The 13,169-nt window shown below is 69.3% G+C and carries 10 protein-coding genes; 6 read left to right on the top strand and 4 right to left on the bottom strand.

Going from position 1 to position 13,169, the window contains the following annotated elements; translation table 11 throughout:
- The first annotated feature begins 22 nt into the window (after nucleotides 1-22).
- The 4 genes from ABLE91_RS03640 (at nucleotide 23) to ABLE91_RS03625 (ending at nucleotide 6,442) form a co-directional block, all read left to right on the top strand.
- Nucleotides 23-877 carry an ImuA family protein gene (locus ABLE91_RS03640; protein ID WP_348928525.1) on the top strand — a complete coding sequence of 285 codons (855 nt, stop codon included), beginning with the start codon at nucleotides 23-25 and terminating at the stop codon, nucleotides 875-877.
- Complete coding sequence (locus ABLE91_RS03635; protein ID WP_348928523.1) at nucleotides 774-2,363, top strand: Y-family DNA polymerase; 1,590 nt, start codon at nucleotides 774-776, stop codon at nucleotides 2,361-2,363. Before ABLE91_RS03640 ends, ABLE91_RS03635 begins: the two co-directional genes overlap by 104 nt.
- Nucleotides 2,360-5,953 carry an error-prone DNA polymerase gene (locus ABLE91_RS03630; protein ID WP_348928521.1) on the top strand — a complete coding sequence of 1,198 codons (3,594 nt, stop codon included), beginning with the start codon at nucleotides 2,360-2,362 and terminating at the stop codon, nucleotides 5,951-5,953. The genes ABLE91_RS03635 and ABLE91_RS03630 overlap by 4 nt, the downstream gene beginning before the upstream one ends.
- Nucleotides 5,954-6,112: 159 nt before the next feature.
- On the top strand, nucleotides 6,113-6,442 hold the full coding sequence (locus ABLE91_RS03625; RefSeq protein ID WP_348928519.1) for a DMT family transporter: 330 nt from the start codon (nucleotides 6,113-6,115) through the stop codon (nucleotides 6,440-6,442).
- Nucleotides 6,443-6,650: 208 nt separating this feature from the next.
- Here ABLE91_RS03625 and ABLE91_RS03620 read toward each other — a convergent pair whose 3' ends face one another.
- The gene (locus ABLE91_RS03620) at nucleotides 6,651-7,265 is read right to left on the bottom strand and encodes a GNAT family N-acetyltransferase (protein WP_348928517.1); all 615 of its coding nucleotides are present in this window, start codon (nucleotides 7,263-7,265) and stop codon (nucleotides 6,651-6,653) included.
- 240 nt (nucleotides 7,266-7,505) lie between these two features.
- Complete coding sequence (locus ABLE91_RS03615; RefSeq protein ID WP_348928515.1) at nucleotides 7,506-8,162, bottom strand: invasion associated locus B family protein; 657 nt, start codon at nucleotides 8,160-8,162, stop codon at nucleotides 7,506-7,508.
- Nucleotides 8,163-8,312: 150 nt separating this feature from the next.
- On the opposite strand from ABLE91_RS03615, the gene ABLE91_RS03610 reads away from it, so the two are divergent.
- Entirely contained in the window at nucleotides 8,313-8,912 is a 600-nt protein-coding gene (locus tag ABLE91_RS03610) for a HupE/UreJ family protein (protein ID WP_348928513.1), read from the top strand.
- Between the two features lie 6 nt (nucleotides 8,913-8,918).
- On the opposite strand, the gene ABLE91_RS03605 is transcribed toward ABLE91_RS03610, so the two are convergent.
- Entirely contained in the window at nucleotides 8,919-9,962 is a 1,044-nt protein-coding gene (locus ABLE91_RS03605; RefSeq protein WP_348928512.1) for a phosphotransferase enzyme family protein, read from the bottom strand.
- Between the two features lie 94 nt (nucleotides 9,963-10,056).
- Here ABLE91_RS03605 and ABLE91_RS03600 point away from each other — a divergent pair, with 94 nt between their 5' ends.
- Nucleotides 10,057-11,019, top strand: a complete 963-nt coding sequence (locus tag ABLE91_RS03600) for an NUDIX hydrolase (protein WP_348928510.1) — start codon at nucleotides 10,057-10,059, stop codon at nucleotides 11,017-11,019.
- A 267-nt stretch (nucleotides 11,020-11,286) separates the two neighbouring features.
- On the opposite strand, the gene ABLE91_RS03595 is transcribed toward ABLE91_RS03600, so the two are convergent.
- Nucleotides 11,287-13,083, bottom strand: a complete 1,797-nt coding sequence (locus tag ABLE91_RS03595; protein ID WP_348928508.1) for an acyl-CoA dehydrogenase family protein — start codon at nucleotides 13,081-13,083, stop codon at nucleotides 11,287-11,289.
- Nucleotides 13,084-13,169: the final 86 nt, after the last annotated feature.

The following is a 13,169-nucleotide window of genomic DNA, read 5'->3' as shown; positions in this document are numbered from 1 at the left end:
AAGAGCGAGGCAAGCGTGCTTCATGTCCCATCCGAACGCCGCAGCGGCGGACATTGCGGGCCTCCGGCGCCGCATCGCCGCCATCGAGAGCGGCGGAGGCACGGCAGGTGAGCCCCTCGAGGATATCGGGGGATGGCTCCCCTTCGGCATCCCCGCCGTGGACGGCCCCCTCGGGGGCGGGCTCGCTTTGGGCGCGCTCCACGAGGCGTCCGCCAAGGCTCCGGGCACTGAGGGAGCGCTGACGGCGTTCGGCCTCGCCCTTGCGGCGCAGGCGGCGAAGGCCGGGCGGCGGCCGGTGCTGGTGGTGCAGCAGGAACTCGCGGCCTTCGAGGCGGGCGGCCTCTACGGGCCAGGCCTTGAGGAAATAGGCCTGCCCGAGGGCACCCTCGTCCTCGTGCGGGTGCGCAAGGTGCAGGACGTTTTGCTGGTGATGGAGGAGGCTCTGAAATGCACGGGATTGTCCGCCGTCCTCGGCGAAGTGGCGGCGCCCTTGCCGGAGCCGCTCACCGCCACGCGCCGTCTCTCGCTGGCCGCGCGCGCGGGCGGCACGCTCGGCCTGTTGCTGCGCCAGAGCCGGGACCCCGAGCCTTGCGCCGCCCTCACCCGCTGGGTGATCGGCCACGCCTTAAGCCGGCCGCGCGATGCCTATGGCGGCCTCGGGCCGGCCTGCCTCTCCGCCACCCTCACCCGCAACCGGCACGGGCCGCCGGGGCAATGGACGCTCGCGCTCCAAGGCTCCGCCTTCAGCCTCGCCCCGCCCGAGGGATTGCGCCATGAGCCCGGAGATCCTGCCCCCAGAGACCTGCGAGCGCCGCTATCTCAGCCTGTGGCTCGACCGCCTCTCCACGGACCGCATCGAGCGGCCATTGTCGCCTGAGGCGCGCGCCGCGCCGCGGGTCACCGTGGCGCTGGAGAAGAACGCGCTGCGCCTCGCCGCCCTGAACACCGCCGCCGCGGCGCTCGGGCTTGCGCCAGGCCTGTCGCTGGCGGATGCCCGCGCGCGCCACCCCGGCATTGAGGTGGCCGAGCACGCGCCGGAGGCGGACGCGCGGGCGCTCGCCGCCTTCGCCGATGCCTGCGAGCGCTATACGCCCCTCCTCGCCCTCGATGCGCCGGACGGGCTGCTGCTGGACATTTCCGGCTGCGCCCATCTGTTCGGCGGAGAGAAGGGCCTGTTGCGCGACCTCATCGGCCGCGTCTCCGGCACGGGCTTTTCCGCCCGCGCGGCCATCGCCGCGACCCCCGATGCCGCCGCCGCGCTCGCGCGCTTTTCCCGCAAGCGCGGCTGCATCGCGCCGGAGGGCACGGACCTTTCTGCTTTGCTCGCGCCCTTGCCGCTCGCCGCGCTGCGTCCGGAGGCGGGCACCCTCGCCGCCTTGGCGCGGCTCGGCTTCGCGCGTATCAGCGACCTTCAGGACAAGCCCCGCGCCCCCCTCGCCGCCCGGTTCGGCGCACCGCTCCTGGCAAGGCTCGACGCCGCCACGGGCGCGGCGCGCGCGGCCCTGGAACACCGCTTCCCCCCGCCCCGCTTCAGCGCCGAGAAGCCGCTCGCCGAACCCATCGAGCGGGTGGAGGACGTGCTCGGCCTCACCCACCACCTCGCCGGCACGCTGGCCGCTGCCTTGGAGCGGAACGGCATGGGAGCACGACGGCTCGACCTTGCTTTGTTCCGCGTGGACGGGAAAGTGACGCGCCTCACCGTCGGCACCGGCCGGCCGGTGCGCGATCCCGCCTTCGTGCGGCGGCTGTTCGCGGAGAAGGTGGCGGCGCTGGAAAGCCTGGATGCCGGCTTCGGCTTCGACCTTCTGCGCCTCTCCGCCCCCCTCACCGAGCCCCTCGCCCACCGGCAGGACGGCTTCGATGCCCACCGCGAGGCGGACGCCGCGCGCGATGCCTTGATCGACCGCCTCGCCGCCCGGCTGGGGGGGGCGCGCATCACGGTGCCGGTGCTGCAGGACGCCCATATTCCGGAAGAGGCGTGCCGGCTGGTGCCGGCCCAGAAGGCGCGCCGCGCCTTCGACCCGGCGGCCCTCGACAATCCCCGCCTCCCCCAGGCTGACACGGACGCCCCCTCCCGGCCGCCGCGCCTGTTCGAGCGGCCGGAGCTTGTGGAAGCGGTGGCCGAGGTGCCGGACGGTCCGCCCATCCGCTTCCGCTGGCGCCACCTCACCCATCATGTGATGCGTGCGGAAGGCCCGGAGCGCATCGCCGCCCCCTGGTGGCGCGAGGAGGGCCTCAGCCCCACGCGGGATTATTTCCGTGTGGAGACCACGGACGGCCGCCGCTTCTGGCTGTTCCGGGCGGGACTGTTCGGCACGGAGGTGGTGCAACCCGCCTGGTATGTGCACGGACTGTTCGGATGAGCGGGGAGCTGATCCAGGGAGATTTCCAGAAGGAGGGAACGCCCCTTCCCGCCCCGCCCCCTTACGTGGAGCTCGCCACCACCTCCAATTTCACCTTCCTGAAAGGCAGCTCGCACCCCAACGAATATGTGCTGGCGGCGCAGGCGCGGGGCCATGCGGGAGTGGGCATCGCCGACCGCAACACGCTGGCCGGCGTGGTGCGCGCCCATGAGCAGGCGAAGGCCATGGGGTTTCCGCTGGCCGTGGGCGCGCGGCTCGCTTTTTGCGACGGCACGCCGGACATCCTAGCCTATCCCACGGACCGCGCCGCCTATGGCCGGCTTTGCCGCCTCCTCACAGCCGGCAACATGCGCGCGGAGAAAGGCGATTGCCTTCTGTCCTTGCCCGACCTCCTCGAATGGCAGGACGGGCTCTGCCTCGCCGTGCTGCCGCCGCGCCGCCTGGGGGAAGGCTTTTCCAAGCTTTTGGATCGGCTGAAAGAGGCTGCCGGAGACCGCCTCTGGCTCGCCGCCGCCATGCCCCATGGGGGAGATGACGGCCGCCGCCTCGCCCGCCTCGCGGAGGCGGCGCGGCGCGCCCGCCTGCCGCTGCTGGCGGTGGGAGACGTGCTCTATCACCATCCCGACCGACGGCCGCTACACGACGTCCTCACCTGCATCCGCGCGCATGTGACCCTGGACCAGGCGGGCCGCCTTCTCGAAGCCAATGCCGAGCGGCATCTGAAGGGTGCCGCCGAGATGGCCCGCCTGTTCCGCGCCGCGCCCGAGGCGGTCGCGGAGACGATGGCCTTCTTCTCCCGCCTCAAATTCTCGCTGGACCATCTGGAGCCCACCTATCCGCGCGAGGCCCGCGACGGCTATGCCTCACCACAGGACGCCCTCCACGCCAAGGCCTGGGCCGGCGCCGCCGAGCGCTATCCGGAGGGCATTCCTCCCAAGATCCGCAGCGCGCTCATCCACGAACTCGCCATCATCGGGGAGCTGGGCTACGCGCCCTATTTCCTCACCGTGGACGAGATCGTCCGCTTCGCCAGGGACAAAGAAATCCTCTGCCAGGGGCGCGGTTCGGCCGCAAATTCCACCGTGTGCTACTGCCTCGGCCTCACCGAGGTGAACCCCATGAAATCCTCGCTCCTGTTCGAGCGCTTCATCTCCCGGAACCGCAAGGAGCCGCCGGACATCGATGTGGATTTCGAGCACGGCCGGCGCGGCGAGGTACTGCAATTCGTCTATGACCGCTACGGTGCCGCCCATGCGGGGTTAGCGGCCACCACCATCACCTACCGCACCCGCTCGGCGGTCCGCGAGGTGGGCAAGGTGTTCGGCCTCTCCGACGACACGGTGGGCGCGCTCGCCGGCTCGGTCTGGGGCTGGTCATCCGGCGGCATCAAGGCGGAGGAGGCGCGTCGGCTGGGGCTCGATCCTTCCGACAAGCGCCTTGCCATGACGCTCACGCTCACCAAGGCGATGATGGAATTTCCGCGCCACCTCTCCCAGCATGTGGGCGGCATGGTGGTGACCCACGACCGCCTCGACGAGACCGTGCCGCTCACCCGCTCCGCCATGGATGCGCGGCCCATCATCGAATGGAACAAGGACGACCTGGAAGCCGTCGGCCTCCTGAAGGTGGACGTGCTGGCGCTGGGCATGCTGACCGCCATTAAGAAATGCTACGGGCTGCTCGAGGCGCATTACGGAGACAAATACGGAAAGATCAGCCACGTGGAGCAGGAGGATGACCGTATCTACGCCATGCTCCAGCGGGCGGATTCCATCGGTGTGTTCCAGGTGGAGAGCCGCGCCCAGCAGACCATGCTGCCGCGCCTCAGGCCCGCATGCATGGACGACATCGTGGTGGAGGTGGCCATCGTGCGCCCCGGCCCCATCCAGGGCGGAATGGTGCATCCCTATCTGCGGCGCAAGCAGGGGATCGAGCCCGTGGTCTACCCCTCGGCGGAATTGAAGGAGGTGCTGGAAGGCACGCTCGGCGTGCCCCTGTTCCAGGAGCAGGCGATGCAGATCGCTATCGTCGCAGCGGGCTTTTCGCCGGAGGAGGCGGACAAACTCCGCCGCTCCATGGCGACCTTCAAGAACATAGGCACAATCGGCACATTCCGCGACAAACTCATCAACGGCATGATCGCGAAGAAATATGATCGCAGCTTTGCCGAGAAAATCTGGGAGCAAATCAAAGGCTTCGGCTCCTATGGCTTCCCGCGCTCCCATGCGGAGAGCTTCGCGTTGCTGGTCTATTGCTCCGCCTGGATCAAATGCCATTACCCGGACGTGTTCCTGGCCGGCATGCTGAACGCCTGGCCCATGGGCTTCTACCAGCCGGCCCAATTGGTGCGCGATGCGCAGGAGCATGGGGTCGAAGTGCGCCCCGTGGATGTGAATGCCTCCTGCTGGGACCACACGCTGGAGGAGGAAGAGGCGTCACTTCCGGCGCTGCCCGACTTCTCCACCGCCCTTACTCCCTCTCCGACCCTGCCTTCCCCTTCCCCCGCCCAGCCTTCCCCCTCCCCCCTTGCGGGGGAGGGTTGGGGAGGGGGGTATGGCGCCGCCTGGACCACCGCCGCTGGCACGAGCGGAGGGATACCGCCCACCCCGCCCTCCCCCTCAAGGGGGGAGGGAAAAACCGAGGGGAGTGCCTTCCCACCCGCCCGCACGCGCGTCCATCCCCGCCATGCGGAGATGACCGGCGACATCCGCACCACCCATGCCCTGCGCCTCGGATTGCGGCAGGTTGACGGCTTCAGGGAGGATGAGGCAAAGCTCATCGCGCAGCGCCGTGGCGCGGGTTATGACAGCGTGCGCGACCTCTGGCTGCGCACGGGACTGCCGCCCTCCTCCCTGGAGCGGCTCGCCGATGCCGACGCCTTCCGCTCCCTCGGCCTCGACCGACGCGCGGCCCTCTGGGCGGTGCGGGGGCTCAGGCGCTCCGGCGACAAGGACGACCTGCCCTTGTTCCGCGCCGCCTCATCTGCGCGCGAGCCGGACGTGGACCTGCCGATCCTGCCGCCGGGCGCCCAGGTGATCGCCGATTACCGCCACCTGAAGCTGTCCCTGAAGGACCACCCCGTGGCCTTCCTGCGCCACACCCTGGAAAAACGCGGCGTCACGCCCGCGAACCGCCTGCCGGAGCTGCGCACCGGGCGGCGCCTCATGCTCTCCGGCCTCGTTTTGGTGCGCCAGCGGCCGGGCACGGCGAGCGGCGTCATCTTCATGACCATCGAGGACGAGGACGCCTGGGCCAACATCATCGTCTGGCCCCGCGTGTTCGAGACGTTCCGTCCCCAGGTGATGGGCGCGCGCCTCGTGGGCGTCACGGGCCGGCTCCAGAACGAGAGCAAGGTCATCCACCTCGTCGCCGAGCACATCGAGGATTGGAGCCATCTTCTGGAGGATGTGGGCGCGGACGGTTCGCGCATCGATCCCATCCTGCGCACCGATGCTGTGCGCCATGGCGGCCCCGACCAGGAGGATGAAGGCCCCGGCGGCCGCAAGCGGCTTCCGCTCCCGGCCCTGACGGAGGCCACCCATCCCCCGAGCGCCCGCTCCGCCGTGCACAAGGGACGAAACTTCCATTAGGCGCCCCCGCTGAACCGCCATGGCCGGACCTGACCCGGTCATCCTCTTCGGTGCGGCCTCGTGGAGATCCCCGGATCAAGTCCGGGGATGACGCCAACGCTCCGGGCCACGCCTGGGAATCCCGTTGACGGCCCGAGCGGCTTACCGCTTCATGGCGCCATGACCTACCTTCTGCTTTTCATCGCCATCCTCGCCGAAGTCATCGCCACCTCGGCCCTGAAGGCGGCGGAGGGCTTCACCCGCATCGGCCCCTCCATCATCGTGGTGGTCGGCTATGCCATCGCCTTCTATTGCCTCTCGCTCACCTTGCGCACCATGCCGGTGGGCATCGCCTATGCCATATGGTCGGGCGTCGGCATCGTACTGGTGGCCGGCATCGGCGCGGTGCTCTACGGGCAGAAGCTGGACCTTGCCGCCATCATCGGGCTCGGCCTCATCATTGCCGGGGTCCTCGTGGTGAACCTCGTCTCGAAGTCCGTCTCGCACTGAGAGCGTGGCCCTGGGACCGCCCAAGGCCAATCGACATTCACTCTTGGGGACCATGGGCATCAAGCGCCGTCATGGCCAGGCTTGTCCCGAGCATCCACGGCTATCCTTTAATTCCGCACCCGGCGGAGCCCCGTAGATGGCCGGGACAAGCCCGGCCATGATGGTAGGAAAAGCGGTGAACCCGCTTATTTCCCGATGTCGATTGGCTTTACGCCGCCCGCGCCGGCGGCAGGAGAAGGTCCAGGACACGGCCTGCGGCGCGCCGCTGCGCATGGAAGATGGTGCCCGCCACGCCACGCGCCTCGGCGTTCGCCTCCTCGGCCAGCGAAAGGGCGGTGGGGAAGGGCGCCGTCACCTGCGCCACCACGGAATCGCTGTCGAAGGCGAGGTCCGCATCGAACTTCCGCGCCACCTGCTGCATGGGCCGGTTATAAGCGAGGCAATTCATCTGCAGCGTGCGGATGCCGCGATTGCGAGCGGCAAGGATCACCCGCTCCATGAGAAGGGTGCCGAGGCCATGGTTCTGGAACCCGCTCTCCACGCTGAAGGCGGCCTCCGCCTCATGGGCCAGGATCTCGGACAGGGGATAAAGCTCCGCCGCCGCCCCCAGTTGGCCGTCGATGAACGCGCCAAGCACGATGGTGCCAGAGCGGAAGACCCGGCCGGCATAATGGACGATGAACTCTTCCCCCACCGCCGAACCGAAGCGGCTGCGGCGGCTCTCGGGGTCTAGGCGCAGCAGATGTTCCCGGAACAGGCGGGCCTCGGCAGGCCAAAGGCGACGAATCACCGGGGCGACAGCGCCCTCTTCATCGACTTGCATCTCCGGCCTCCTGAGCATGACCAGCCCCCGGAGGGGAACTTATGTGCGGCGCAGCAAAGGTCAAGGAGGTTGACCTAAAGGGAAGCCGACCAACGGCCCTATCGATGAATCAACACGTTGAATCTAATATATTTTATACTCTGCCATGCGCCAGGAGCATCTCTGATGCGCCGCAGCATCAGAGATCAAACACCCCCATCGTCCGGCCATGCCCGCCGCCACAGGCGGCGGAGCCGACCCTCACAGCTTGTCGCGGGCAGCGAGTGCGGCGGCGAGGCCCTTCAAGGAAATCGGCAGGGTAATCTGCGCCTGGTTGCGGTCCTGGAACACCAGGGACGCCGAGCCTGAAGCGGTGGACAGCGCGGCCGCATCCTGCGCGCTGAGGTCGGTGTCCGCGATGCAGGCCTGGATGCAGAACTTGAAGCTGGCGGGGATCGCCTTGCCATTGTCCCCGGCGGTGAACGTGGCGCCCGCCGGCAGCCACACACCCACGGGAAGCTGGAGCACGAGGCGCAGCGGGGTGTCGCTCTTCAGCTTGCCGAACACCACCTGTGCCACGAGGTTCTGCTGCTGGTTGCCGATCTGAAGGGTCTGGGCCACCTCGCACACCTTGACGCCGCCCGTGCCATCACCGCGCTCGCAGCGCACCACCCAATCGTCATAGGTCGCACTGGTGCGGCTCGGGCCGCCGTCGGTCTGGGCGCCCGGAGCCGGCTTCTGCGCGGCTGGGGCTGGGGCCTGAGCCTGGGCCGGTGCAGCGGGCTTCCTCGGCTGGCTCTGCTGCGCCGGGGCGGCAGCAGGCGGTGCCGCTGTCTGCGCCGCGGCTGAAACAATACCCGCCGCAATGAACAGGCCCGCCAGAAGGCCGGTGCGCGGGGCGCAGAGATCGCGGGTCATCAAGATTCTCGCTTCAAAGAAGAAATCGCGGCACTGCATATCAATACCGCGCGCCGGTGCCAACCAATGGAAGGCCCAAACGCAGAACAACACGTTGCGCAGTGCAGCGGCCGCAGCTTAGCATACCCCGATATATTGGGGATTCCGCCGATGATCCGTCCCGCCCGCGCCGGCCTTCTGGCTGGCCTTCTCGCCCTCGCCCCCTCGCTCGCATTCGCCCATACGGGCGTCGGCGATGCCCATGGCTTCGCGCACGGCTTCGGCCATCCCATCACCGGCCTCGACCATGTGCTGGCCATGGTGACGGTGGGCATCTTCGCCTGGCAGCTCGGCGGCCGGGCCGTCTGGGCGGTGCCCGCGACCTTCGTGGCGCTCATGGCGGCCGGCGGCGCGCTGGGCATGTCCGGTGTCGAGCTTCCGTTCGTAGAGATCGGCATCGCTTTGTCGGTGGTGGTGCTGGGCGCCGTGGTGGCCCTTGGCGTCAAGGCGCCGCTGGCGGCGGCCATGGCGGTGGTGGGGCTGTTCGCCATCTTCCACGGCCACGCCCATGGCGCGGAAATGCCGGAGGATGCGAGCGGGCTCGCCTATGGCGCCGGCTTCATGCTGGCCACCACCGTACTGCATCTTGCGGGGCTTGGCCTTGGCATGCTCATCGGCCGCTTTGGTGAGACGCACGGGCAGGCCTGGGTCCGCGGCGCCGGTGTCGCTGTCGCTGCAGCGGGTGTCATGCTTCTGGCCGGTGCGGTCTGACACACCTCACGCCGTCAGGGAAACGTGGTGCGTCTGGCGGGTCAGGAAGGCTTCCGCCAGCGCCACGGTGCCGTCCGTATAGGCCGTGCCCAGGGCCTGCGCCGTCGGCGTCTCGGAATGGGAGGCGATCCAGGCCGTGAGCAGGATGCGCCGCAGCATGATGAAGACGGGCAGTTGCGCTGCCCGCGCATCGGACAAAGGCATGCGGCTGCGATAGCCGGCGATCCAAGCCTCCTGGAGGTCGCCCACATAGGGCTCATGCTCGATGAAGCTGATGGCGGCGGCGAAATCGTAGAGGAACCAGGAGAAGCCGCAATCGTCGAAGTCGATGAGGGACAGGTGCGGCCCGTCCACCAGGAGGTTGGCGAGGCGCAGGTCCGCATGGATGAGGCCGAAGGCGTCCGGCCCTTCGCCGATGCGGTTCAATTCCTCTTCCAGAACGGCGGCGGTCCGCTCCAGCACCTTGCGCCCCGCAACATCGAGCCCGAGCCCGGCGCGCCAGTCACCCCATAAAGGCGTGCGGCCGATGCTGGTGTGGAAATTCCACACCTTCCGCCTGAAACCCGCCGGCCGCGCCCATGCGCCGGCATGCTGGTGCAGGCCCGCCGTCATGGCGCCGAGCTGGCCGAACCACGCCACCAGATCGTCGCCCGCCTCCGGCTCCCGGCCGGGCAGGAATTCGAACGCCACCACGTGGCGGGGCGTGCCGCCATCGTCGATATCGGCGATGAGGCCGCCATCGCGCAGGCCAATGGGGCGGGGGACCGGGACGACGCCTTCGCCCCGCAGCGCTTCGAGCCAAGAAAGCTCCGAGGCGATCTCATCCCGACTGTGATAGCCGGGGCGGTGCACGCGGAACACCATATCGCACGTGCCCGTGCCGGTGGCGCGGAAATTGGCGTTCTCCGAGACGGAGAGAAGCTCAAGCCGGGTGTCCGGGGCAACGCCCCAGCGCGGCAGGGCGCGCTTCACCTGCCCTTCGAGCCGCGCGAGAAATCCGCCGTCAAACACCGCCTGCACCCCATGATCCGGAGGGCGGAGCCTCCACATTTTTCCACGCTCCGCAACCGGCCCCCTCCATCAGGCGCATTGAAGCGGATGCGGCTTCCAGTCATAGGATCGCACGGATATCAAAACGGTTCAGATGGGCGCACCCGCACAGCGATCTTCCTCCTCCAGCGCCGCCTGGCCCCAGCCCGGCGTGAGCATCGACCTGTCGGCGGCCGTGGTGGCCGTGACGAAGGAGGAGCCGCGCGTGCTCGCTTTGCACGGGGGCGAGCGGCCCGCTTTGCCCTCCGGCCCCCTGGAGCCGGACCACCGCACGCTGGAGGCGGGGCTGCGCGCCTGGGTGGAGCGGCAGACCAACCAGAAGCTCAATTATGTGGAGCAGCTCTACACCTTCGGCGATCTCGACCGGCAGGATGCCGGGGCGCGGGCGCTGTCGGTGGCCTATCTGGCCCTGGTGCGCGAGGCCCGGCCGGCGGGCGAGATCGAGGCGGCCTGGCTCGACTGGTACGGCTGCTTCCCCTGGGAGGACTGGCGGGAGGGGCGGCCGGCCATCCTCGATCTGATCGAGCAGGCGCTGGACGCCTGGGCCAGGACGGCGCCCGACGCCAGATCGGCCGAAATCCGCCGCCAGCGCCATCGGCTCGCCTTCGGCGAGGGCTCGGCCTGGAACGACGAGCGGGTGCTGGAGCGCTACGAGCTGCTCTACGAGGCCCGCCTCGTGCAGGAGGCGTGCGTCGAGGATGGCACACGCGCGCCAAGCCCGCCGCTCGGCCGCGCCATGGCGTTCGACCATCGCCGCATCCTCGCCACCGCCATCGGCCGCCTGCGCGGCAAGATCAAATACCGCCCCGTGGTGTTCGAGCTGATGCCGCCCGCCTTTACTCTGCTTCAGCTCCAGCGGGCGGTGGAGGCACTGTCCGGGGTGCTTCTGCACAAGCAGAATTTCCGGCGCCTCGTGGAGACGCAGGGGCTTGTGGAGGAGACCGGGGAGACCATTACCGGCACCGGCGGCCGCCCCGCCCGCCTCGTCCGCTTCCGCCCCGAAGTGCTCATCGAGCGCCCGGCGCCGGGTGTGCGGCCTTCGGCGGGGCGGAGATAGGCCCTCGTTATTAACCCGCTAAGGCAAGGCCGCGCGTCCACGTGGTATCCACCGACGTTGCGGGGGGTGACGGCTTTACCCAAGACCAGCAGTCATGCCCGGGCTTGTCCCGGGCATCCACGCCTATCCCCTAAGCTGCACCCAGCGGAGCCGCGTGGATGGCCGGGACAAGCCCGGCCATGACGGTGGTGCTGGTGGAGAGAACGGGCACGAGGGGATCCCCGGATCAAGTCCGGGGATGACGATTGCCGTGAGAGGAGAGGAAACTCACCCCAGCAGCGCTACCTCGCCTTCCATCACCGTTCCCCCGCCCTTTGTGACGGCAAGCTCGAGACCCGCGGCGTCCACCGCCAAATTCTCCGCGAAGAACCGCGCCACGGCGATGCGCCCCGCAAGGCGCGGATCGTCGGCGCCCGCGCCCATTGCGGCGTGCGCCGCCAGGGCCACGCGGGCGAGATAGGCGCCGCCCGCCGCACGGGCGAACAGAGCAAGATAAGGCGTCGCGCCGGCCAATGCCTTCACCGGCTCGTCGGGCAACCAGTCCAGCATCTGGCGCGTCGCCCGGCCGAGGGCGTCCACGGCCTCGGACAACCGCTCCCCCGCAAGGCCGAACTCCAGCGCATTCAAAGCGGAGACCTCGGCCGCCGCCGCGCGGTAGTCGGCGATCAGCCCGTCCACCAGGGTCCCGTCTCCCAAAGGCAGCTTCCGTGTGACGAGGTCGATGGCCTGGATGCCGTTCGTCCCCTCATAGATGGCGAAGATGCGCGCATCGCGCAGGTGCTGGGCGGCGCCCGTCTCCTCGATATAGCCCATGCCCCCATGCACCTGGACGCCGAGCGAGGCCACCTTGATGCCCGCATCCGTGGCGAAAGCCTTGGCCACCGGGGTCAGCAGGCTCGCCTCGGCCAGCGCCGCATCCCGCAAGGCCGGGTCCGTGAGGCGCCGCGCACGGTCCAGCGCATCCGCCGTCTTCAGGCACAAGGCGCGGGCGGCGTCGGTCTCCGCCCGCATGGTGAGCAGCATGCGCCGCACGTCCGGGTGGGCGATGATGGGGCTCATCTCCCCCGCCCCGTTCGCCCCGGGCGCCCGCCCCTGCCGGCGCTCGCGGGCGAAGGCGATGGCGCGCTGGGTGGCGCGCTCCGCCACTGCCACGCCCTGGATGCCCACCGCGAGGCGGGCATTGTTCATCATGGTGAACATGCAGGCGAGGCCCCTGTTCTCCTCGCCCACCAGATAACCCACCGCCCCGTCGCCCTTCTCGCCGAACATCATGGTGCAGGTGGGCGAGCCATGAAGGCCGAGCTTATGCTCCAGCCCCACGGCCACCACGTCGTTGCGCGCGCCGAGGGTGCCGTCGGCGTTCACCAGGAATTTCGGCACCACGAACAGCGAGATGCCGCGGGTGCCGGCGGGTGCATCCGGCAGACGCGCAAGCACCAGATGGACGATGTTCTCGGCAATGTCGTGCTCGCCGTAGGAAATGAAGATCTTGGTGCCGAACAGGCGGTAGGTGCCGTCCCCCTGCCGCTCGGCCCGCGTGCGCAGCGCCGCAAGGTCCGAGCCCGCCTGCGGCTCGGTGAGGTTCATGGTGCCGGTCCAGGCGCCGCTCACGAGCTTTGAGAGATAGGTGTCCTGGAGCGCCTTCGAGCCGTGCTGGGTCAGCGCCTCGATGGCGCCCAGGGTCAGCACCGGGCCGATGCCGAAGGCGGGCGAGGCGCTGTTCCAGAATTCGTTGAGGGCGGAGGTGACGACGCTGGGCAAATGCTGTCCGCCGAAGGCTTCTTCCGCTGAGACACCGTTCCAGCCGGCCGCCGTCCAGGCCGCATAGGCCTCGCGCCAGCCCGGCGCGGTGGTGACGACGCCGTCCTTCAGCCGGTTGCCGGTGGTGTCGCCGACCCTGTCGAGGGGCGCGATCACGGTGGCGGCGAACTTCCCCGCCTCCTCCAGCACGCTGTCCACCAGATCGAAGGAAAGGTCCACCAGCCCCTCCTCCATCAGGCGCGGCAGCGCGGTGCAGGTCTTGAGGAAGAAGGAGACCTCCTCCACCGGCGCACGATAAGACATGGCTCCGCCTCCCTTTTGTCGGCTCACGCGCCGCATTGACCAGATGCCGCGCGGGGCCTTATGCGAAAGCCGCCGGCGGAATGCGC

Source organism: Aquabacter albus, assembly GCF_040049275.1.
GTDB lineage: Bacteria > Pseudomonadota > Alphaproteobacteria > Rhizobiales > Xanthobacteraceae > Aquabacter.
Note: the sequence above shows the minus strand (reverse complement) of the source record. Positions and strands in the feature narration are given on the sequence as shown.

What these genes read in the sequence shown, in the direction of transcription:
- ABLE91_RS03610 (WP_348928513.1), top strand. Translation starts at nt 8,313, where the DNA reads ATGATCCGTCCCGCCCGCGCCGGCCTTCTGGCTGGCCTTCTCGCCCTC.
- ABLE91_RS03620 (WP_348928517.1), bottom strand. Translation starts at nt 7,265, where the DNA reads ATGCAAGTCGATGAAGAGGGCGCTGTCGCCCCGGTGATTCGTCGCCTT.
- ABLE91_RS03635 (WP_348928523.1), top strand. Translation starts at nt 774, where the DNA reads ATGAGCCCGGAGATCCTGCCCCCAGAGACCTGCGAGCGCCGCTATCTC.
- ABLE91_RS03625 (WP_348928519.1), top strand. Translation starts at nt 6,113, where the DNA reads ATGACCTACCTTCTGCTTTTCATCGCCATCCTCGCCGAAGTCATCGCC.
- ABLE91_RS03640 (WP_348928525.1), top strand. Translation starts at nt 23, where the DNA reads ATGTCCCATCCGAACGCCGCAGCGGCGGACATTGCGGGCCTCCGGCGC.
- ABLE91_RS03595 (WP_348928508.1), bottom strand. Translation starts at nt 13,083, where the DNA reads ATGTCTTATCGTGCGCCGGTGGAGGAGGTCTCCTTCTTCCTCAAGACC.
- ABLE91_RS03615 (WP_348928515.1), bottom strand. Translation starts at nt 8,162, where the DNA reads ATGACCCGCGATCTCTGCGCCCCGCGCACCGGCCTTCTGGCGGGCCTG.
- ABLE91_RS03605 (WP_348928512.1), bottom strand. Translation starts at nt 9,962, where the DNA reads ATGTGGAGGCTCCGCCCTCCGGATCATGGGGTGCAGGCGGTGTTTGAC.
- ABLE91_RS03600 (WP_348928510.1), top strand. Translation starts at nt 10,057, where the DNA reads ATGGGCGCACCCGCACAGCGATCTTCCTCCTCCAGCGCCGCCTGGCCC.
- ABLE91_RS03630 (WP_348928521.1), top strand. Translation starts at nt 2,360, where the DNA reads ATGAGCGGGGAGCTGATCCAGGGAGATTTCCAGAAGGAGGGAACGCCC.